Here is a 20,714-nt window from a genome sequence, read left to right as displayed (position 1 = left end):
CATTGTTTATACGCCCTTTATTTCACATTTGGGTACACAATGCAAGGGCTTATTGAGAATGGTGCAAGATCTCAGTTAAAACCGACTCAAAAAAACTATTTTGAATAACAGGCAGGATGCCTGTTCCACACAAAAATTAAATTTTCTGGTTGTGGGGTGGGCGTCCCGCCCGCCCAAAAATACAATTTAGATACAACACAACTTATTAATGAGTGATTCAACCAAACAAAACAAAATTTTAGCATTCTATCTCGGTCAGCAGCCGGATTCGCAAGGTCGGGCGATCGAGGATATTTGGTCGTGGGATTACCAGAAACTGGAATCCGTGCACAATTACATTCAATGGCTGTTTCCGCTGAGAGAAAAGAGTCGCTTTAATTCCAGTGCTCCTACTTTAAATGATGAGGTAATTCAAGCTTTTAGAACAAGTGAAGAGTTGAGAAATCGCTTACTCCATTCGTTCAAGGTCATACTGGCGTTTTACGGGTTGGAATGCAGCGAAGGGGAAAACGCAGAAATTGTAATTGCCAAATCCGAGGAATATTTGTCAAGAAACAGAGAGTGGATTGAAAAATTTAATCACAACTACCTGCGGCTGACTAGGATTCTCACAAGTTTGACAGACTTGGGATTGGAAAATTACGCTTTAGCTCTTTTCTTGTGTTTAGATGAGATATATAATGAAAATCAAAAAAGTATTGGTTTAGAAACTTATACTTATTGGAAAAATGCTGTAAATAGTTAGAACCGATATTGGGAACTGGTCGCTATCGTCAACTCTACTGCCCACAAGAAAACTTAATTTTCGTGGAACAGGCCCGAAAGCCTGTTATGGGAGGGCTAGAAGCCCACCCCACAAGAAAATTTAATTTTTGTGGAACAGGCCGGAGTGCCTGTTGCTGACATTGGTGCAGTTTTCCACCCCAAGCGGATTCATGCTCAAAATATTATTTTAAATAATTTGAACCTTTTTCGAGAGCGTCCTGTCTAAACACTTCAGATAACGAACTGGTGGGGGAGACTTCACAGGTGTTAGGTGTGCCAGCCAATGTTTTAACCGATGACTGTTCCGACTCGGACTTAGTTGCTCAATGTTTAAAGGGCGATCGCACTTGCTTTCGCTACCTTTACCAACGCTACCAACACAAAGTCAGATCAACCCTTTACCAACTCTGCGGCCCCTCGCTTCTTGACGATTTAGCACAAGAAGTATTCCTGCGAGTCTGGAAAGGATTGCCCAAACTCAAGCACCAGGAAAACTTTTCAACTTGGCTTTATCGAATCACTTGGAATGTGGCTTCTGACCAAAGACAAGCATTTGCTAAACAGCATTCTTTTGACTCCCAACTCAAAAATCAAGAAGTAATGGATCGGGTTATTCTCAAAGATAACACATCGGACTTGATGAAATTGCACTATCAAGATTTAGTGCAGCGGGGATTGGAGCAATTGAGCTTTGAACACCGCAGCGTTTTGGTGCTGCATGACCTAGAAGACATCCCGCAAAAAGAAGTGGCTCAAATTTTGGGACTGCCAGCAGGAACTGTCAAATCTCGCGTCTTTTATGCCAGAAATGCTGTGCGACAATTTTTGCAAAAAGAAGGTGTTAGCGAGCTATGAATAACCCAAGCAGCGACCAAAACTTAGTTAATTTCTTGAAGCAACATCGCCCAAACGTTCCCGAAGCTGCACCCGATTTTGAGCAAAAACTTTTAGCAGCAATAGAGAGGAATGAGGCCGGTGAGAGAAAGCTCAATTATCTAGAAGATCGCCAATTTACCCGGTCTAATAAGAGGTCGGGAATGATCGGTTTTCGCAAGTGGGTTTTTCCTTCGGCGCTCGCCGCTGGCTTGCTAGTTTTTTGGTCGGGCTACCGTCCGTTTGAGACTGCACAATTGCCCGATAATGAAACAGCTAAGTTAGAAGCATTTTTAGTGACTAACTGGGAGGGTGTCCTGCATGATTCTAGCGAAAAGAATATGACCGATCGCTCGCAAACAGACTGGTTGACTTTCAGCCAGAGTGCTGACAGCGAACCGCTAACAAATAACTAATCTCAAAGAGGTAATTTTCATGTCAATTCGTCGCATTTCTGCCCTAGCCGTTTTAATGCTTACTCTCGGCAGCACAGCCGCAGCAATAGCAGTTCCTAATCCCCTAGAACCCGAAACAATTGCCCAAACCCAGCGTCCCAATCGACCCGCTGGCAAAGAAGGTGGGATGTTCGAGAAACTGAATTTAAGTGCAGACCAAAAGCAGCAAATGCAGGCAGTTCGCGATCGGTACAAAGACCAAGTTTCCCAGCGGATGCAAGCAGTCCGCCAAGCGAGACAAGAATTGGAAACGATGATGTCCGGCACGGCAAATGCCAGTGAAATGCGCGAAAAACACCGTCAAATAATCGGATTGAGGCAGCAGTTGGAAGAGGTGCAATTTGAAAGTACACTCGCAATGCGAGAAGTGCTCACGCCTGAACAGCGCAGTCAATTAGCTCAACTGATGCAGCAGCGCCGACAAACTGCTAGAAACAGGATGCAAAACGGTCAAAAACCGCAGTAATTGACGAGTAGTTTTGAGTGAATCGCAGGGTGCTTACGCACTCTGCGATCTATTAGTTCAATCTCCCAGATTGGAAGCATCTCAAGGAAAGCAGCTAAGCTAGAAATTGGAGTTTTGAGGCAGGAGGCAGAAGGAAAGAGGAAAAAGAAAGGAGTCAATCGATTTTAGATTAAAGATTAAAGATTTTAGATTAAAGATTAAAGAATTGAAGCATTGACCCCACGGATAAATTCGGGGGCTCCTTTATCGGATACAGGTTGTTTATTTCTCCGTCCTGAGTCTGCTTTCGGAATGAATCCGGGGGCTTGTATCCTGGATGATTTCGGTCAATCGATTTTAGATTTTAGATTAAAGATTAAAGAATTGAAGCATTGACCCCACGGATAAATTCGGGGGCTCCTTTATCGGATACAGGTTGTTTATTTCTCCGTCCTGAGTCTGCTTTCGGAATGAATCCGGGGGCTTGTATCCTGGATGATTTCGGTCATAAGAAGTGTTTTTACAAATATGAGATGCTCCCCCTAGATTCATGGAGTAAATCTAAAATCTAAAATCTAAAATCTAAAACCTACAATCGAATGACCCCTCTAGCTGGGGCGCAAACGTTAGCTTTCATGCTGGTTGCGTCGCCTAATGTAAAGGTGTGGGTTGAGATTTTCCCCTCCAGCATGATATCATCAGGCTGATCTATTTGGTTTGTTAATTTAGATTGGCTTTCAATATAGAATTTACTAAATTAACCGCAGAGAGCGCAGAGTTCGCAGAGGGAAGAGCAGGGGAGAATTATCATTTTATTATTACATGAGTACAATTTACTATTAAACCGGAGCTATTGAGATGAGATTGTTAAAACCCTGGCGTTTAGTTTTATTAGGTCTAGTTTTTGGGATGGCTGTAATTTTATCAAATTGCGGCACGCCCTCAAACACGGTTAGCAATAATTCTCCAACTCCGACAACTCCCGCCGCACTACCACCGGGAGCTTTAGTCTACGGTGCGGGTGGGCCGCCGATAAATCTGGAACCGGGAAATATTACTGATGGCAATTCGGTGATTGTTATCGACCAAATTTACAATCGCTTGACTGATTTCAAACCGGGAACTGTGGAACTTGAGCCGAGTCTCGCTACTGAATGGTCAAGTTCTCAAGATGGCAAAACTTGGACTTTTAAGTTGCGTTCCGGGGTAAAGTTTCACGACGGTACGGATTTTGATGCGGAAGCTGTTAAGTTTAATGTGGATCGCTGGTGGGATGCCAAAAATCCTAACGGTTTTCGAGAAGCGGGCAAGAATTATTCAATTTGGAAAGATTTTTTTGGCGGGTTTAAGGGAGAAAAAGATTCTTTAGTAAAAGATGTAGCGGTTCTTGATAAGTCTACAATTAAATTTGTTTTGAATCGACCTTTTGCGGCTTTTCCGTCGGCGATTGGGTCTGGTTATTTCGGGATGGCGAGTCCGGGGGCGGTGAAAAAAGCGGGTGCTAAATACGGCACTCCGGGGTCGCTGGCGGTGGGTACGGGGCCTTTTGTGTTTCAGGAATGGCGCTCGGGCGATCGCATTGTTTTGGAGAAAAATCCTAATTATTGGAAAACTGGCACGCCAAAAGTCAATCAATTGGTAATTCGTTTTGTTGATGATCCGGCGGCGAGACTGGCTCAGTTGCGAGCAGGACAACTTGATTTTACTGTGGATTTAACGCCGGATCAACTCAAAGAAGTTCAGGGAGATCCTAATTTAGAAGCTGTTGTGCGACCTTCTTTTAATGTCGGTTATTTAGCCTTAAATCCGACTTACGAACCTTTGTCAAAACCGGAAGTCAGGCGCGCGATCGCCCAAACAATTAACAAGCCCGCAATAGTCAAAGCTTTCTGGGGAGAACTCGGCAAACATGATTCGCAATTTCTCCCGCCTGCGCTGAATTGGGCGGCGTCAAATCAAGTTAAAGATTATGAATTTAACCCGCAGCAAGCTAAAGCAATTCTGGCGAAAGCCGGTTATCCGAACGGTTTTGATTTGGATTTGTGGTATATGCCCGTCAGTCGTCCCTATTTTCCCACACCGAAGCCGATCGCTGAGGCTTTGGCAGCGGATTTGAGCGCGATCGGGATTCGGGTAAAATTGCTGACAAAGGATTGGTCTGCTTATTTAGCCGATCGGCTCAAACCTCCCGGCTTTCAAGCTTTTATGATGGGTTGGACGGGAGATTACGGCGATCCAGACAATTTTTATTATCCTCACTTCGGGCCTGGTTCCACGGGGGATTTGGGAAATTGGAAAAATCCGAAAGTTCTGGAACTTTTGGATCGGGGGAGGGCGAGTGGGAATAAAGCAGCTAGGGCGAAAATTTATGCGGAAGTTAGCGAGATTTTGCATGGGGAAGCTGTCCGTTTGCCGATCGTACATTCGCAACCGCTTTTAGGGAAACGCAAGAATATTCAAGGTTGGATTCCGAGTCCTTTGGGGTCGGAGTCTTTTGAGGAAATAAGCAAAGATTGAAAGTTTAGATCGAGACACCTCTCCGGGGTTATCATACTTTACATGAATTTACCTTAACAAATAGTATGGAGAGCAATCAGCAACCTGCAAATCATCACCCACAAATTATTTTGATTACCGGGAACATGGCCGCCGGAAAATCAAGTGTGGCGCAATCACTTGCCGAACGGTTGCCCAAAAGTGTCCACCTTCGCGGCGATATCTTTCGTCGCATGATTGTGAACGGACAGGCGGAAATGGCGTTAAATTTGTCAGCAGAGGCATATCAGCAGCTTCAACTGCGGTATCACCTGGCAGCAATGGCAGCGCGACATTATCTCCAGGCTGGTTTTACGGTCGTTTATCAAGACATCATCATTGGTTCGGCACTGGCTGAGGTACTTGCCACTTTCCACGATGTGCCGTTGTCCGCGATCGTTCTGTGTCCCAAGGCAGAAGTTGTAGCCGCACGGGATTCAGCAAGATCGAAGACCGGATATGCCAACGAAACAATGGTTTATGCCTTCGATCGCATTCTCCGTACCGAAACTCCTCGCCTTGGCTACTGGCTGGATTCAACCAATCTAACGGTAGAAGAAACGGTTGATCGGATTTTGGCAAATTTGCAAGGTGAATGAGATCAACTGATGTTTCAATATATTGCTAAACGTTTGCTGGGACTATTGCCAGTCCTTTTCGGAATCACTCTGCTAGTATTTACTTTTTTGCATTTGATACCGGGAGACCCAGCTACAGTGCTTTTGGGAGAACGGGGAACTCCCGAACAGGTAGAAGTTTTGAGAGCAAGGTTGGGTCTGAATCAGCCTTTACCTGTGCAATATTTGGCGTTTTTATGGAGTTTGCTGCGCTTGGATTTGGGAAATAGTATTATTAGCGGTATTCCGATAATTGATGAAATTACAATTCGCTGGCCTGCTACTTTTGAACTGTCTGTAGTGGCGATGTTGGTGGCACTTGTTATCGGAATTCCGGCGGGGATTTTGGCTGCTGTTCGGAAAAATAGCTGGCTGGACAATCTGGCGATGAGTGGTTCGTTAATTGGCGTATCATTGCCAGTGTATTGGTTGGGATTGATGTTAATTTATTTGTTTGCTGTTTATCTGAAATGGCTGCCTCCAAGCGGTCGGATTAGTGTAGATTTGGGGTTTGGTTTTAAGTCGATTACGGGTATTTATGTTTTGGATTCTTTGCTGAGGTGGGATTTGGCGGCTTTGCGGGATGCGATCGCCCATTTAATCCTTCCAGCTTTGACTTTAGGAACTATTCCTCTGGCTATTATAGCTCGCATCACTCGTTCTGCAATGCTGGAAGTGCTTTCTCAAGATTACATCCGCACTGCGAGGGCGAAGGGATTGCCGGAATATTGGGTAATTTTGAAACACGCTTTGAAAAATGCGTTTTTGCCGATCGTCACAACTATCGGTTTGCAGTTCGGCACTCTTTTAGGCGGCGCTATTCTGACTGAAACAATTTTCTCGTGGCCGGGAATTGGTTCTTGGATTTATAGCGGTATTCTGACGCGGGATTACCCAATAGTCCAAGGAGGAGTAATTTTTGTGGCTGTAACTTTTGTATTGATTAATCTGGCGGTTGATATTTCCTATGCTTTTTTTGATCCGAGAATTCAGTACCGTTAATGAAAAGGAAATCAGACACGAAATGCTTGTTTAACATCCGGCCGCAACAGGTAGTAAATGCTAGCTACTGCAAAACCCAGAGTTAAAAAATTGACTGCTGTACCGCCGCTGCCCAACATTTTGGCAATTTGCGCGAGGGTGGCGATGATATGGACAATTAATGTTCCAGTCCAAGCCCAATTTTTGAGTTGAAACAAACCCCAAGTTAATAGTAAGGAGAGGAGGCCTAAAATAAAACTGATTCCAGCAAAAATTGCAATGAAGCCGCCGATTACCGTGCCAACTTTTGCCCCGAATCCAACCGCACCGAGACCGCCAAAAATGCCGGCAAAAAGTAAGATGAACAAGCCGTCAAGAATGCTGAATACGCCGCTAATTAGCTGCAAGATTGCCAGAACTGTAACGCTTTGAGGACGATTCATTGTTTTTATTTTCCATTTTTAACGGATTTGAAAAATATTTTAACCTGTTGTGGGCACAGGGCGGATATGTATTCAGGACTTACGCACCGCTACCCGTGAAACCGGGTTTATGAGAATAAGTGTGTCCATACTGTGTCGTTGCGAGATTCGCACTGGCAGATCCCGCTGCGATCGCTAAGACGAGTCCGCAATGACTTAGTAACGGTCGATCGCCCCCTGCCATATCGGCCTTTGTTGCTGGTGAGAAGCGCGCTCCTCGATCCCAAAAACAATATTATCTGCTAAAATATATTTTAATTTGCCAGCAGCCAGGAGCGATTCTGTTTCGGATCACCTCTTTTGGCGTAAAAAACTTAACATTTTTTAATAAGTTGCAAAGATTAGCTATAATTGTTTACAGGTGCTGGTTGGGGAACTTTTTATAAATCACCCGATCGGATGAGTCTGAAAGACGATGCCAAGCATCAGCAAAAATTTTACCTTTAAGGTAATCCTGAGATTAAATTAGGTGAGTCGGTATGATCGTTAGCCCTAAAAAGGAAACTGCTCAGGTCACGGTGGAAGATACTCAGACTGTAGACACCAAGGCCGCAGAGACCAAAATTGCAGATAAAAAAACCGCCCAAAAGCAGTCTCCGAAGAAACCCGCGCGCAAACCGCAGCGCTGGGCGATTGGGTTGGTGGCAGCCGGGTTGCTAGCTGTACCGACCACCATATATATAGCAAAAAGTCGATCGCAACCGAAAGTAGATGCGATCGCCACTATGACAGTGCCGGTGGAAGCGCAAAACCTCACGGTGCGGATCACATCTAGCGGCACCGTGCAGCCCGTACAGCGCGTGAATCTCAGCCCCAAAGGCTCCGGCCGGATCGCAGAATTATTTGTCGAACAGGGCGATAAAGTCGAAGCAGGACAAATCGTGGCCCGCATGGAAAGCCGCGATGTAGAAGCTCAACTCCAGCAAGCTCAAGCCCGCGAAGCCAGCGTGCGAGCAAAACTCGCCAAAATCGAAGCCGGGAATCGATCGGAAGACATCGCCAGCGCCCGAGCGCGCTTAGATCAAGCCGAAGCCAGTCTCGCGCAAGCCCAAGCCGGCAGCCGCGTTGAAGAAATTGCAGGAGCCAGAGCCCGCTTGCAGCAAACTCAAGCAGGCTTGCAGCGACTGCGAGCCGGCAGCCGCGTTGAAGAAGTCAGCCAAGGGCGAGCTCGTTTAGCCCAAGCTCAAGCTCGTTTAGCAGATGCTCAAACCGGCAGTGTCAAACAAGAAATTGCCCAAGCACAAACGCAAATTGACTCGAGTAAAGCCCAAGCCGAACTAACAGCTCAGCGGGTAGAACGCAATCGACCGCTAGTGGAAGAAGGTGCTCTGGCTAAAGATAAACTGGATGAATTAATTAAAGAAAACCGTACTGCCCAAGCTAAATTAATAGAATCTCAAAGACGCCTGCAACAACTGCAAGAAAATCGGCTGTCCCAAATTCAGCAACTGCAAGCTGCTGTGCAAGTCGAGCAGCAAGCATTGAACCAATTGCAAAACGGCACGCGATCGGAAGAAATTGCTAAAGCTGAAGCAGAAGTTGCCGAAGCCAAAAGCAAATTAGCGCAGCTAGAAAACGGCAACCGTCCAGAAGAAATCGCCAAAGCCGAAGCAGCAGTTGCTGAAGCCAAAAGTCAATTTGCCGCACAAGAAAACGGTTCTCGCCCGGAAGAAATAGCTCAAGCTAAAGCTGAATTAGAGGAAGCTCAAGCTCAAGTACGCTTTCAAGAAGTGCAGTTAGAAGATACGAAAGTTCGCGCTCCTTTTGCGGGAATTATTACCCAAAGATACGCCATCCAAGGAGCTTTTGTAACTCCGGCAACTTCGGCCTCGGAAGCTACTTCGGCAACTTCGACATCGATTGTCGCTTTGGCTAGAGATGTGGAAGTTTTGGCGAAAGTCCCGGAGGCTGATATCAGTCAAATTAAACCGGGTCAAGAAGTTGAAATAGTCGCTGACGCTTATCCAGATAAAGTGTTTAAAGGCCGCGTTAAGTTAATTGCGCCGGAAGCTGTTAAGGAACGGGATGTGACGCTATTTCAAGTGCGAGTTGCCCTTGATACGGGCAAAGATTCGCTGCAATCTGGGATGAACGTAGATTTGAGATTTGTTGGTGAAAAGTTGAGCAATGCTTTAGTTGTGCCGACGGTGGCAATTGTGACTAATAAAGGTCAAACGGGTGTGCTAGTTCCCGATGAGAAACAACAGCCGCAGTTTAAACCTGTTACGGTTGGATCTACTATTGGCAACAAGATTCAGATTTTGGAGGGTGCGAAAGCGGGCGATCGCGTTTTTACCGAACTTCCTCAAGGTAAAAAGCTGGAGGATATTATCAAGAATCAGAAGTAGTCAGTTGATAGTTGATAGTTGATAGTTGGCAGTTGGCAGTTGACAGTTGGCAGTAGTCAGTTGGCAGTTCTTAGTAGTCAGTAGTCAGTTGGCAGTTCTTAGTAGTCAGTAGTCAACAGTCAACAGTCAACAGTCAACAGTCAACAGTCAACAGTCAACTGCTAATCTAAAATCCCAAATCTAAAATCGAATTATGGATATTGTTGAAAGCGTCAAAATGGCCGTCACAACTTTGATGGCAAACAAGCTTCGCAGCACCTTGACGATGTTAGGAATTATCATAGGCAATGCTTCTGTCATTTCGATGATAGGTATCGGGGAAGGAGCTCAAACATTTATCGAAGGACAGGTTAACTCTCTGGGTTCAAACTTGCTATTTATTATTCCCGGAAGTCCTGAAGCGCAAAGCCGCCCGGTGATTCCACCTCAGACTTTAGTCGTCGAAGATGCAGAGGCGATCGCATCTCAAGTTGCTTCTGTCCAAGAAGTCGCACCAACTCTCAATGACAGTCAACTCGTTACCTACCGCAACAAAAATGTCTCATCTTCCATTGTCGGAACTACCCCAGAATTTCTGACAGTCAGAAGCTTTGATGTTGGTCAAGGTCGATTTTTAAACAAATTAGATTTAGAAAGACAAGAAAATGTGGTTGCTTTAGGATCGGAAGCAGCCGAACAATTGTTTGGCAATACACAGCCAGTTGGTCAATACATCCGCATCAAAAACTCGACCTTTCAAGTGATTGGAGTCATGCAGTCGAAAGGTTCCAGCTTTGGCGACAATCAAGATATGAATGTTTATTTGCCACTGACAACAATGGCAAATCGGATCGTAGGTAGATCGTCTCCCTACGGCACAAAAGTGACATTTATTTCGGTTGCTATCAAAGATGAAAGTATGATGCAAGCAGCCCAATTTCAAATAGAAAATCTACTCAGATTGCGTCATAAAATCACTAAAGAGGATGATTTTACGGTTCGCAACCAGAAAGATTTAATGAATACTTTGGGCAGTATTACTGGTGCTTTGACGTTGATGTTGGCTTTTGTGGCGGCAATTTCGCTGTTTGTCGGCGGCATCGGGATTATGAATATCATGCTGGTTTCTGTTACCGAACGCACGAAGGAAATTGGATTGAGAAAGGCGATCGGAGCTTCTCAGCAAGATATCCTGATTCAGTTTATGATAGAGTCTGTGATTTTGTCAGCGGCAGGCGGGGCGATCGGTACTGGATTCGGTATCGGCGGCGTGCTTTTAGTCGCTGCTTTTACTCCCCTGCAAGCTAGTGTTTCCCCAGTGGCGATCGCACTTGCAGTCGGTGTTTCCGGCAGCATCGGCTTATTTTTTGGAATCGTACCTGCAAAACAAGCTGCTAAATTAGACCCGATTGTGGCATTGAGAAGTGCTTAAGAAGTCATTAGTCAGTAGTCAGTAGTCAGTAGTCATTAGTCATTGGTTATTGGTTATTGGTTATTTGTGGGTTTCAATTACAATGCCTAATTCCCGATGCCCGATGCCCGATGCCCGATGCCCGATGCCCAATAACAAATAACCATAACAAATAACCAATAACAAATAACCAATAACAAATAACCAATAACAAATAACCAATAACAAAGTATGAATTTTATTGAAAGCGTCAAAATGGCCGGTCAAACGCTACTAGCCAACAAAACTCGCAGCAGTTTAACAATGATCGGCATGATTGTCGGCAACGCCTCAGTAATTGCCATGATTGGAATTGGAGAAGGAGCTCAAAAATTTGTAGCAGGACAAGTTCAATCCCTAGGTACAAACGTATTAATCGTGAGGCCGGGAGTTCCCAACGCTAGGCGAAGTACCATCTCAAGTGCGCCTCAAACTCTCGTACTGCCAGACGCAAAGGCGATCGCAACTCAAGTCCCCTCCGTTCAAGGCGTGTCAGCAGAACTTAACAGTTCCGAAATTGTTCGCTACAGCAACAAAAATGTTTCGGCTCTAATTTTTGGTACGATTCCAGAATTTCTAGAAGTCAGAAGCTTTGAAATGGCAAAAGGGCGGTTTTTGACTGAACTTGATGTTAAGCAAAGTAACCAAATTGTGGTTCTCGGTTCAGAATTAGCGGAAAAACTTTTTGGCAATACAAATCCCTTGGGCGAACAGATACGTATCCAAAATGTCAGCCTCAAAGTAATTGGAGTATTGGCGCCCAAAGGCACATCTTTTGGTACGAATTTTGACAATTCCGCCGCAGTGCCGATCGCCACAATGGCCAATCGCATAGTCGGACGCCAATCTCCCTACGGTTTGGCTGTCACGTCGATATTTATTTCGATTAAAGATGAATTGCAAATGGACGCAGCACAATTTCAGGTGGAAAACCTGCTGAGATTGCGGCACAAAATTACTACCGAAGATGATTTTACTGTCAGAAATCAGAAGGATTTAATGGCAAGAATGGGAGCAATTTCCGGCGCTTTGACTCTGATGTTAACTGCTGTTGCCAGCATTTCCCTATTAGTCGGCGGTATTGGGATTATGAACATTATGCTGGTTTCCGTCAGCGAACGCACTCAGGAAATTGGGCTCAGAAAGGCGATCGGCGCCTCCCACCAAGATATCTTGTTTCAATTTATTGTCGAAGCTGTGATTTTATCCGCTGCCGGAGGGATAGTCGGTACTTGCGTAGGTGTTGGTGGTATCTTGCTTGTAGGTAATTTCACGCCCTTGCAAGCTGGAATATCACCCGTGGCGATCGCCCTTGCTGTCAGTGTATCCGGTGCAGTCGGCCTCTTCTTCGGCGTTGTCCCCGCCCGCCAAGCCGCCAAACTCGACCCGATCGCAGCTTTGAGAAGTGCTTAATCAACATATACTTATTCAGTTACACAATCCGCACCTTTTATGCTGGTAAAAATTATCTTGCTCTAAAGAAAAAAAACGGTTTTTTTATAAAAAATTAACAACGTTGCAGTATCTAATACAGTTTAAATGTCTGTAGTTTTACGCAAATTCAAATCGCAAAACTTCATAAAAAGCCCGTTAAATATTAAATAAAGCTTGGTTGTGGCGTTTACTTATCAACCAGAAAGTTTAATATTATTAAATCAGCGGTAAATACACCTAACCATCTACAGACGGTACGAACCTTTGCGCTTTAATCAAAATATCCAATAAATAAACATGGCATCCCTGAACCCCAGTTCTAAATTTGACTATCTCGAAGGAACCATCCAACCAGACAGATTTAACGCCTTGGATGGCAACGACATAATTTATGCCAACAGCGGAGACGACTATCTCGAAGGCGATGCAGGTAAAGACAAAATCTGCGGCGACCAAGGTAACGATACGATTGTTGGTGGTGCAGACAATGACATCCTCTGGGGAGGCAAAGGCAGCGACCTAATTGGTGGCGATTCCGGCAACGATCTCATCTACGCAGGCGTAGGTAGCGATACCATCAGCGGCGGCACAGGCGATGATATATTTGCCATTGCTAAAGGCAGTGGCGGCCCAACTGTAGCTGCCGCCGACTACATCGCCGACTTCGGCAACGGCAATGACAAAATTCGATTGCTAGACGGCCTCAGCTTTGAAGATTTAAACATCCAGCAAGGCACCGGCGCCAACAGCAACAGCACTATAATTCAAGACAAACTCACGGGCGAGTATTTAGTAGTATTGGCGGGAGTCAACAGCAACACAATCAACCGCGACCAATTCACAAATCAGCTATCGGGAAACCCTGTCATTGAGTGGAACGGAGTCATGCTGAATGCAGTGCGGACAGCCAGTACCGCGCCTCCCCTCGCTTCCCGCAACATGGCAATGGTTCACGCAGCCATTCACGATGCTGTTAACTCGATCAGCAAAAAATACAGCCCTTACCGGGTCAACATAGATGCACCAGCAGGCACATCAGCAGAAGCCGCGACAGCAGCCGCAGCCCACCGCACCCTAGTCAGCCTCTACCCAGCGCAAGCAGCCACATTCAACGAAGTATACGCATCGTCTTTAGCTAAAATTACCGACGGCAAAGCAAAACAAGACGGCATCGCCCTTGGACAGCAAGTTGCCGACCAAATTATCAGTTTGCGGAGTACAGACGGCATCACGAAAGTAGTGCAGTACACCCCCAAAACCGAACCCGGTAGTTGGGTGCCGACTCCCCCTGCCCTTGCGGCCGCGCTGGCACCACAGTGGGCAGAAGTTACTCCCTTTGCCATGACTAGCGGTTCTCAGTTCCGCCCGGCCGGCCCGCCCGCCCTTGACAGCGCCAAGTACGCAGAGGAAGTTAACTACGTCAAAGAAATCGGCAAAAGTGACAGCCTCACGCGCACCCCAGACCAAACACAGATCGCCAAATTCTGGGCTAACGGCGCTGGGACGTTTACGCCTCCGGGCCACTGGAATCAAATCGCCGAAGAAACAGCAAATCTCACCGCCACATCCCTGGAAGATAGCGCCCGCTTGTTCGCCCTGCTAAATTTTGCCCTCGCCGATGCAGCTATTAGCTGCTGGGATGCTAAGTACCAATACAATTTATGGCGGCCGGTGACAGCTATTCGCCAAGCAGACACAGACAACAATCCCAACACGACAGCCGACCCCCTATGGACTCCGCTGATAACTACTCCGCCGTTCCCTGAGTACACGTCTGGTCACAGTACCTTTAGCGGTGCAGCCGATGCCGTTATAAGTTCTGTATTTGGTTCGGATTACGGCTTTGCCGATCGGGGAGATCAATCTGTCAACAGTTTGCGAACCTACGAGAACTTCAGCGAAGCGGCCGACGAATCGGGCATGAGTCGCCTTTACGGAGGCATTCATTTCATGAGTGCTAACGTAAATGGCTTGAGTGCGGGTAGAAATGTGGGGAACTATGTTGTCCAGAATTTCTTAGTGTAGTAAAGTAGCAGTTACCGATAGTTTTGTAGTGCAGTTCTTAACATATAGCGTTTCTCAGTCAAGTGAGGTACATTTTTAGAGTTAAAATTCTTAAGGGATAAGGATTGGTTGTACCCGATCGGCTAAGGAAACGCTATATAGCAATCCTAAATCCTTTGTGAATTTCTTACTCCCTCCCCAAGGCATCGGGGAGGGCTGGGGTGGGGTAAAAAATTTACGACTCCTGCAAGGATTGCTATAGTCAAAAATATGTTGACGATCAAACGTCATCCTAGGAATTTAATTGCCAACATATTATCGATAATTAATGACTATTGGGAACAAAGAAACACTCCTTAATAAAAACTCATATTTCTATATATCAGCGTTCGGCTTGTAGAGAAAGAATTACAGCCATTTCTTATACCATTTCTCTAAAATCGTGCAACACTCTTCGACCCCCCCTAGCCCCCCTTTGCAAAGGGGGGGGACAAGAATTCTGTTGCATTCTTTTTTAAAATTGGTATTACCAAAAAATCCCTCGTTAATAATGTTAAGACCTGCGGAATGTGGGGTTAAACTTATCCATAGGATTGTTGCCTGAGTCATAAGAATTTTCTTTGAGTATTATTAAAAAACTTTGCGATTTCAGGGTTGAAACTTTTTCCATAGTAAAATATACCTATTGAGCTGACCAGGAGCATCTGATTATGAGTGGTTCCAGCAGTGACGGTAATTTTTTCGATCTAACTCCCAATTCTGATTACTTCAGGCTAACCCCAGGACTTTTAAATCCCTTCACCAGAGGACTGCGGGCTTTAGAAGGTAATGATACTGTGATTGGTTCGGTATCTCCAGAATCGATCGATGGCGGTGGCGGTCAGAATTTCCTCTTAGGAGGTAGCGGTAACGATGCCCTATTGGGCAGGAACTTTGATGACTTCATCTCTAGCAACTTTGGGAACAATACCCTCGTTGGAGGTCAAGGAACAGACTCGCTGCACGGTAGTCAAGGCAGCGACATACTTACAGGTTCTGATGACCAAGACAGTTCGGTTAGCAATTTGGGTGGAGACACGCTAATTGGTGGTAGTGGCAATGACTCTTTTGTACCCCAAACCGAACGAAAAGCAGCAGCAGTAGGATCAACAGACCTCGGTACCCTGAAAAATTCAATTAGCCTGAATGGCTTCGTAGATGAAAACAACTTCAGACATATTTACACTTTCACCACTGACACACTCAGTAGTCTCACATTGGGACTCAACGGTTTGAGTGCGAACGCTGATTTATGGATTGCGAGGGATACTAATGGCGATGGTAGCCCTATTGGAGAGGAATTCTTTGCCTCCCGAAATTTTGGAACTCAGTCAGAAGTAATTGAAAGTCGCTTTCTTTTACCCAGCAAATACTTTGTCTACGTTCAACAGGGTGTAGCGGGCGCTAACACCAGCTACAACCTGGATATAAATGTCAAGCTAATTCAGTTATCGCTGAATCAAGCTACTCCTCAACTTGTCGGCACATTTAGCAGCGAAGTCAAGTATTCGTTTGACGGCTTTGTTGAAAAAAACAAACCTGTGCAACTCTACAAATTCGATCTCCCACAGCCCAGCAACCTTCAAGTCAACTTGCGGGGAATGTCTACGGGTACAGATGCGGATTTAGTGTTGTTTCAGGATGTCAACCAAGACAACAAGGTTGATTTTGGTGAAATTGTTGGCGCTCCTCAACAGCAAGGCAACAATCCAGAGGAGATTTCCTTTACAGGTTTGTCAGCAGGTACTTATTATCTCGGAGTCAATTCTTTTGAAGGCGACACGCTCTACAACCTCAGCATCTTAGCTGCACCGACAACAGATAAGTTCAACAGCTTGTTTGGCTACGGACTCGTGGATGCAGCAGGGGCCGTTGCGGCTGCCACTGGTAAACAGCAGTTGGATGCTGCTAACCCGCTCACCAGTGCAGCTAAATTCAATAACATAGGGGAATTAAACCAGATCGATGTTGCCCCAGCCTGGAAAGCAGGTTACACGGGTAAAGGTGTTGTGGTTGCGGTACTGGATAGTGGCGTTGACTTTAGTCATCCCGATTTACAGAGCAATATCTGGCGGAATCCTAATGAAATTCCGGGGGATGGTATTGATAACGATGGCAACCGAAAAACTGATGATATCAATGGGTGGGATTTTGTGGATAATGACGCCAATCCCTCCCCAGATTTAAGAGATTCGGTACAGAATCACGGAACTGAAGTAGCAGGAATCATTGGGGCGAAAAGAAATGGAATTGACATCAATCTTCCCAATAATACCCTGGAAATGAATGGGGTTGCTTATGATGCTCAGATTATGCCGATTAGGGTGGGAGATTTGAGAGTATCTAATGCAAATCTCGTTGACGGCATTCTCTATGCGGTTAACAATGGCGCCAATGTGATTAACATGAGTTTGGGCGGACTCAAGTTTCTTGATCCAAATGTACGGAAAGCCCTAGAATATGCCAAACAACACCGAGTTTTTGTGGTGATGTCAGCGGGGAATGACAGGGACAAACTCAACCCTAGCGAACCAAATTTTCCAGCCTTTTATGCTTTCGATAATTTGGGAATAGCTGTCGGAGCAGTAACAACTCCAGGCAAACAGGTGACAGTTTTTTCCAATCCTGCTGGTTCGATAACAACAAATTTCGTGGTTGCTCCGGGCCGTGACGGCTTATCTACAGTTCCGGGAGGTTATGACCCTAAATTTGGCGGAACGTCTATGGCTGCTCCCTATGTTGCAGGTGTAGTTGCTCTAATGCTTCAGGCGAATCCAAAGTTAACTCCTGACCAAATTTTGGAATTTCTGACTACAACAGCAAAACCTGAAGGAATTACCCCGGAAGTTAGTTAGACATAATTAACAACTACTGGGAAATTTCTCGAACCCCGGTTTCTCCAAGAAACTGGGGTTTTGAGGATGTACACAGGACTTACGCACGACGGCCCAGAAACCGGGTTTTTTCGAGTCTCTTCGCTGCAGCCCGCCGAAACCGTAAAAAACCCGGTTTCTAAGCATCGCAGCGGGTGGTCAGAAACCGGGTTTTTTCCCAAGAATATGTTACAGATGGCAGAAGCTGCCAAAAACCCGGTTTCTTGGGTTTTTATGCGTAAGTCCTGGTACATTATTTTTATTCGAGCAATTCTACAGTGCCGAGATACCCATCTACTCGGACTTTTTGACCATCTCGCAAGCGAGTTGTAGCTTCAGAAATATTCATAACCGCGGGAATTTTGTACTCGCGAGCGATTATTGCTCCGTGAGACAATTGGCCGCCAACTTCGGCGATAATTGCTGTTGCTCCTAACAGCAGCGGTGCCCAACCTGCATCGGTGTATGGGACTACTGCGATCGCATTTTCTCCTAAATCTGTGCTCGCGGTGCGGCAAATCTTGACAAAGCCTTCGACACGGCCAATACTTGCCGGAATTCCCTGGATGATATTAGTTTCCGATGTTGCGGAGTCGATCGCCCTTGTCTGAGAATTTGGCAGCAAATTGCCGTAGACTACAGGGGGAATCGGACGATCGCGATCGGCTACCAGGCGATCGCGCCTTTCCCTAATTGTATCCTGAAAAGAAACACTCGCGCCGCTGCGAATCCACTGCTGAATTTCCCCAAATTCCAGATAAAAAATATCCCCGCTTTCCTGAAACACCTGCATTGCCAATCCGCAAGCTTCAATCTCCAAAAAAGTCCAGCGCAGGTGAGCCAACAACCGCGCGTAAATTTCGCTAATTTCGTTTTTTACAAGCGCTCTTTCTTGACATTTATCTAATCGCGAATTCTGCAAAAAATTCAATCCTATTTCACGCTTTTCAACTAAATTAGTTTCGGCTTTTTGAGCCATAGTTATTAGCAACTTTTGATAAATTTCCGGTTGTTCTCGCCAAGTAGGAACAGCAATATCCGTTCCCACCTCGCTCAAATATCCGTAAATATCAAGCCACTTTTCAAACTCTGCTTGTAAACCCGGAGTTTCCGCAAATGTCTGTGCTAAATGTGCGACTGAAACAGTTGCGTCAGGCTGCGACACAGCAGCTTGTCGCAATTTCTGAGCCAACTGCTGTAAAGCTCGTACCGAAGCAATTTCAGGAGCACTGTCATTAGCCAGCCAGTCATCATTAACTCGAAAAATTGCCTTGCGAATTGCCAGCCCGATCGGCCCTAATATATTGTAGTAAGTAATCGGTTTCAGCCACTCCTGAATTTGCTCGGTTCTCTCTAACAATTCCGTTAAATATTGGTAATCGGGAATTGGGCATTGGGAATTGGGCATTGGGAATTGGGCATTGGGAATTGGGCATTGGGCATTGGGCATTAATATTCCTTTTGACTCATCCTCAATAATTAATCCGTGTATCCGTGTCAAAATCCGTGTCGTGCCTTCCTTATCCAAACTTTGCAGTGCCGGGAGGAAAATAGAAGTACGATCGCCCTTGAATTCTGCATTGAGCGCCCTCTCTCGCTGCACCAGACGCCACAAACCAGGCAAATTCGGCAAAATCTTCCCCAAAGGCGGCTTGCCCATTTTTTGCCCTCTGAGCAAAAATTCCAAACCCTGCTCCGGCAATCCCATCATCCGAAAAATTTCGCCCAACAAAGTCGCATTAAAATAGGCGTGAGAACCGAGCAAAGTTGCCGTTTCATTAAAGTTTAAGCCACTGGCGCGATCGCCCAAAACCACCTGAAAAATCTCTCCCCAAACCCCGCAAGTCAGCGGCCGGTTAATCGACCAAGTTAACGGGCGAATTGCACCGGGAATCACTTCTGCTGCAATAGTGCGCGTCCAAAACGGCTGCAAATTAGTAATTGGGCGACTTTGCAAAATCCACACTTTTTCCCCGTCCCAACTCCACTCAATATCCTGCGGGATTCCGTGAAAAAATGCTTCAATTGCTTGTGCTTGTTTCACCAATTCTGCTAATATCGATTGAGCAATAATTGAATTACTTTGAAGTTCAGTTAATTTTTTTTCTAATAATTCAGGTTGACTAAAATCAATTTCCAAATGAACCGGAGTAACTTGTCCGCCAACAACAGCTTCGGCTCCTCCAGGTAAAGCTTCTATAATTACCTGGGAACCACCATCTAAAGGATTGCGACTGAACATGACTCCCGCCAACTGGCTGTCAATATAAGGCTGAATTAATACAGCCATTTGGGTGTCGGGTAATTGTCGCTGTCGGCGGTAAGCCACAGCTTCGGAAGTCCAATAAGACTGGCGGCAGCGATTAATGCCGTCGAGCAATTCTGCTTCAGTGAAAACAGGGCCAATAGTTTGATATTGTCCAGCCGCTGAACTAAGATCGCCGTCTTCTCCCGCAGCAGAAGAACGCACAATCATTCGATTTTGGATTCTGGATTTTAGATTGTGGATTAAAACATCAATACTTGACAAATGCTCAGCATTTTTCTTTTCCCTTCTTCCTTCTTCCTTCTTCCGTCGGACTTCTTTTTTCTTGCTTCCATCCGTTACATCCGTTACATAATCCGTTGCCGAACTTCCCTCTTCCTTCGATGGCAATATAAAACCAGCAGGTACATTAAAACCGGCGCGTTTTAGTTGAGACAATTTAGCCGCTTTATCGCCGCAGATTGCAGCATCTAACGACTCATCAAGAGAAAACAATTGCTCTGATTTAGATAAAGCCATATCATCACCCTGACTGAAATTAATTGCTGCTAACAACAAAGCTAATCCTGCTGCTGCTAAAAATTCGGGCATTGATTGTCGCCACACCCAAACCCAGATTGGGGTGCACAGACACCCGCAACGGGAAGCAAAGAGTCTCGCCCGATCGCCCTCACCCCACCACCGCTGTGCCAAACCCCACACCAGCAGCCCCCAAATGCCCGATGATACAGCCACCGGCGGCGAAAATACCAAAAGACCCCAAACAGCGTTGGTCACGCCTCCACCTCGGGCGATCGCATATCTGCAGGCAACTAGAGGAATTAACAGGACGATCGCGATCGCAGGTGCATCCGGGAAGCAAAACCGCCCCGCCAAAACCGGCACAATACCCCTGGCAATTTCCGCCAACACCGCAGCAATTCCCGCTAATTTCCCCCCGTGAATGAAAGCAGCCGACACCCCCACATTCCCCGTACCCAGCGCCCTCAAATCTCGGCGGCTAAACACTCGCACCGCCCATCCCGTTAGCGGTAAAGCACCCAGGCTGAAACTAGCAGCCAACAGGAATGCTATTGTCGGCAACGGCATAAAATCAGCTCTCCTATTTTCAACCTCTAAACATTATGACCGCAATTCTGTCAATTTTTCTGTCTTCCGATATATCAAC

At 45.9% G+C, this 20,714-nt stretch carries 14 protein-coding genes; 12 read left to right on the top strand and 2 right to left on the bottom strand.

Features of this window, described 5'->3' with window-relative positions; genetic code table 11:
• Positions 1-208: 208 nt before the first annotated feature.
• From QUA43_RS25780 to QUA43_RS25750, 7 genes are all read left to right on the top strand, one after another.
• The gene (locus QUA43_RS25780) at positions 209-745 is read left to right on the top strand and encodes an opioid growth factor receptor-related protein (protein ID WP_333377635.1); all 537 of its coding nucleotides are present in this window, start codon (positions 209-211) and stop codon (positions 743-745) included.
• A gap of 284 nt (positions 746-1,029) precedes the next feature.
• Positions 1,030-1,620: a sigma-70 family RNA polymerase sigma factor gene (locus tag QUA43_RS25775; protein WP_333377642.1), complete on the top strand. Its 591-nt coding sequence runs from the start codon at positions 1,030-1,032 to the stop codon at positions 1,618-1,620.
• The gene (locus QUA43_RS25770) at positions 1,617-2,054 is read left to right on the top strand and encodes a hypothetical protein (protein ID WP_333377633.1); all 438 of its coding nucleotides are present in this window, start codon (positions 1,617-1,619) and stop codon (positions 2,052-2,054) included. Before QUA43_RS25775 ends, QUA43_RS25770 begins: the two co-directional genes overlap by 4 nt.
• 19 nt (positions 2,055-2,073) lie before the next feature.
• Complete coding sequence (locus QUA43_RS25765) at positions 2,074-2,559, top strand: Spy/CpxP family protein refolding chaperone (protein WP_333377630.1); 486 nt, start codon at positions 2,074-2,076, stop codon at positions 2,557-2,559.
• A gap of 837 nt (positions 2,560-3,396) precedes the next feature.
• The gene (locus tag QUA43_RS25760; protein ID WP_333377628.1) at positions 3,397-5,055 is read left to right on the top strand and encodes an ABC transporter substrate-binding protein; all 1,659 of its coding nucleotides are present in this window, start codon (positions 3,397-3,399) and stop codon (positions 5,053-5,055) included.
• 65 nt (positions 5,056-5,120) lie between these two features.
• The gene (locus QUA43_RS25755; protein WP_333377625.1) at positions 5,121-5,672 is read left to right on the top strand and encodes an AAA family ATPase; all 552 of its coding nucleotides are present in this window, start codon (positions 5,121-5,123) and stop codon (positions 5,670-5,672) included.
• 9 nt (positions 5,673-5,681) lie between these two features.
• Positions 5,682-6,692, top strand: coding sequence for an ABC transporter permease (locus QUA43_RS25750; RefSeq protein ID WP_333377624.1), 1,011 nt, complete (start codon positions 5,682-5,684; stop codon positions 6,690-6,692).
• Positions 6,693-6,703: 11 nt separating this feature from the next.
• On the opposite strand, the gene QUA43_RS25745 is transcribed toward QUA43_RS25750, so the two are convergent.
• Positions 6,704-7,114, bottom strand: coding sequence for a hypothetical protein (locus QUA43_RS25745; protein ID WP_333377622.1), 411 nt, complete (start codon positions 7,112-7,114; stop codon positions 6,704-6,706).
• A 518-nt stretch (positions 7,115-7,632) separates the two neighbouring features.
• Here QUA43_RS25745 and QUA43_RS25740 point away from each other — a divergent pair.
• From QUA43_RS25740 to QUA43_RS25720, 5 genes are all read left to right on the top strand, one after another.
• Positions 7,633-9,501: an efflux RND transporter periplasmic adaptor subunit gene (locus QUA43_RS25740; protein WP_333377619.1), complete on the top strand. Its 1,869-nt coding sequence runs from the start codon at positions 7,633-7,635 to the stop codon at positions 9,499-9,501.
• A gap of 193 nt (positions 9,502-9,694) precedes the next feature.
• Positions 9,695-10,912 carry an ABC transporter permease gene (locus tag QUA43_RS25735; protein ID WP_333377616.1) on the top strand — a complete coding sequence of 406 codons (1,218 nt, stop codon included), beginning with the start codon at positions 9,695-9,697 and terminating at the stop codon, positions 10,910-10,912.
• Positions 10,913-11,122: 210 nt separating this feature from the next.
• Positions 11,123-12,343 carry an ABC transporter permease gene (locus tag QUA43_RS25730; protein ID WP_333377614.1) on the top strand — a complete coding sequence of 407 codons (1,221 nt, stop codon included), beginning with the start codon at positions 11,123-11,125 and terminating at the stop codon, positions 12,341-12,343.
• A gap of 318 nt (positions 12,344-12,661) precedes the next feature.
• A complete protein-coding gene (locus QUA43_RS25725) occupies positions 12,662-14,389 on the top strand; it encodes a chemotaxis protein CheB (RefSeq protein ID WP_333377611.1) in 1,728 nt (575 codons plus the stop codon).
• Between the two features lie 689 nt (positions 14,390-15,078).
• Positions 15,079-17,262, top strand: coding sequence for a S8 family serine peptidase (locus QUA43_RS25720; protein WP_333377609.1), 2,184 nt, complete (start codon positions 15,079-15,081; stop codon positions 17,260-17,262).
• A 277-nt stretch (positions 17,263-17,539) separates the two neighbouring features.
• On the opposite strand, the gene QUA43_RS25715 is transcribed toward QUA43_RS25720, so the two are convergent.
• Positions 17,540-20,635 carry a glycerol-3-phosphate acyltransferase gene (locus QUA43_RS25715; protein WP_333377607.1) on the bottom strand — a complete coding sequence of 1,032 codons (3,096 nt, stop codon included), beginning with the start codon at positions 20,633-20,635 and terminating at the stop codon, positions 17,540-17,542.
• Positions 20,636-20,714: the final 79 nt, after the last annotated feature.

It is taken from the genome of Microcoleus sp. N9_B4, assembly GCF_036701635.1.
GTDB lineage: Bacteria > Cyanobacteriota > Cyanobacteriia > Cyanobacteriales > Microcoleaceae > Microcoleus.
The sequence above is the reverse complement of the archived record's forward strand: the minus strand, read 5'-3'. Positions and strand labels throughout refer to the sequence as shown.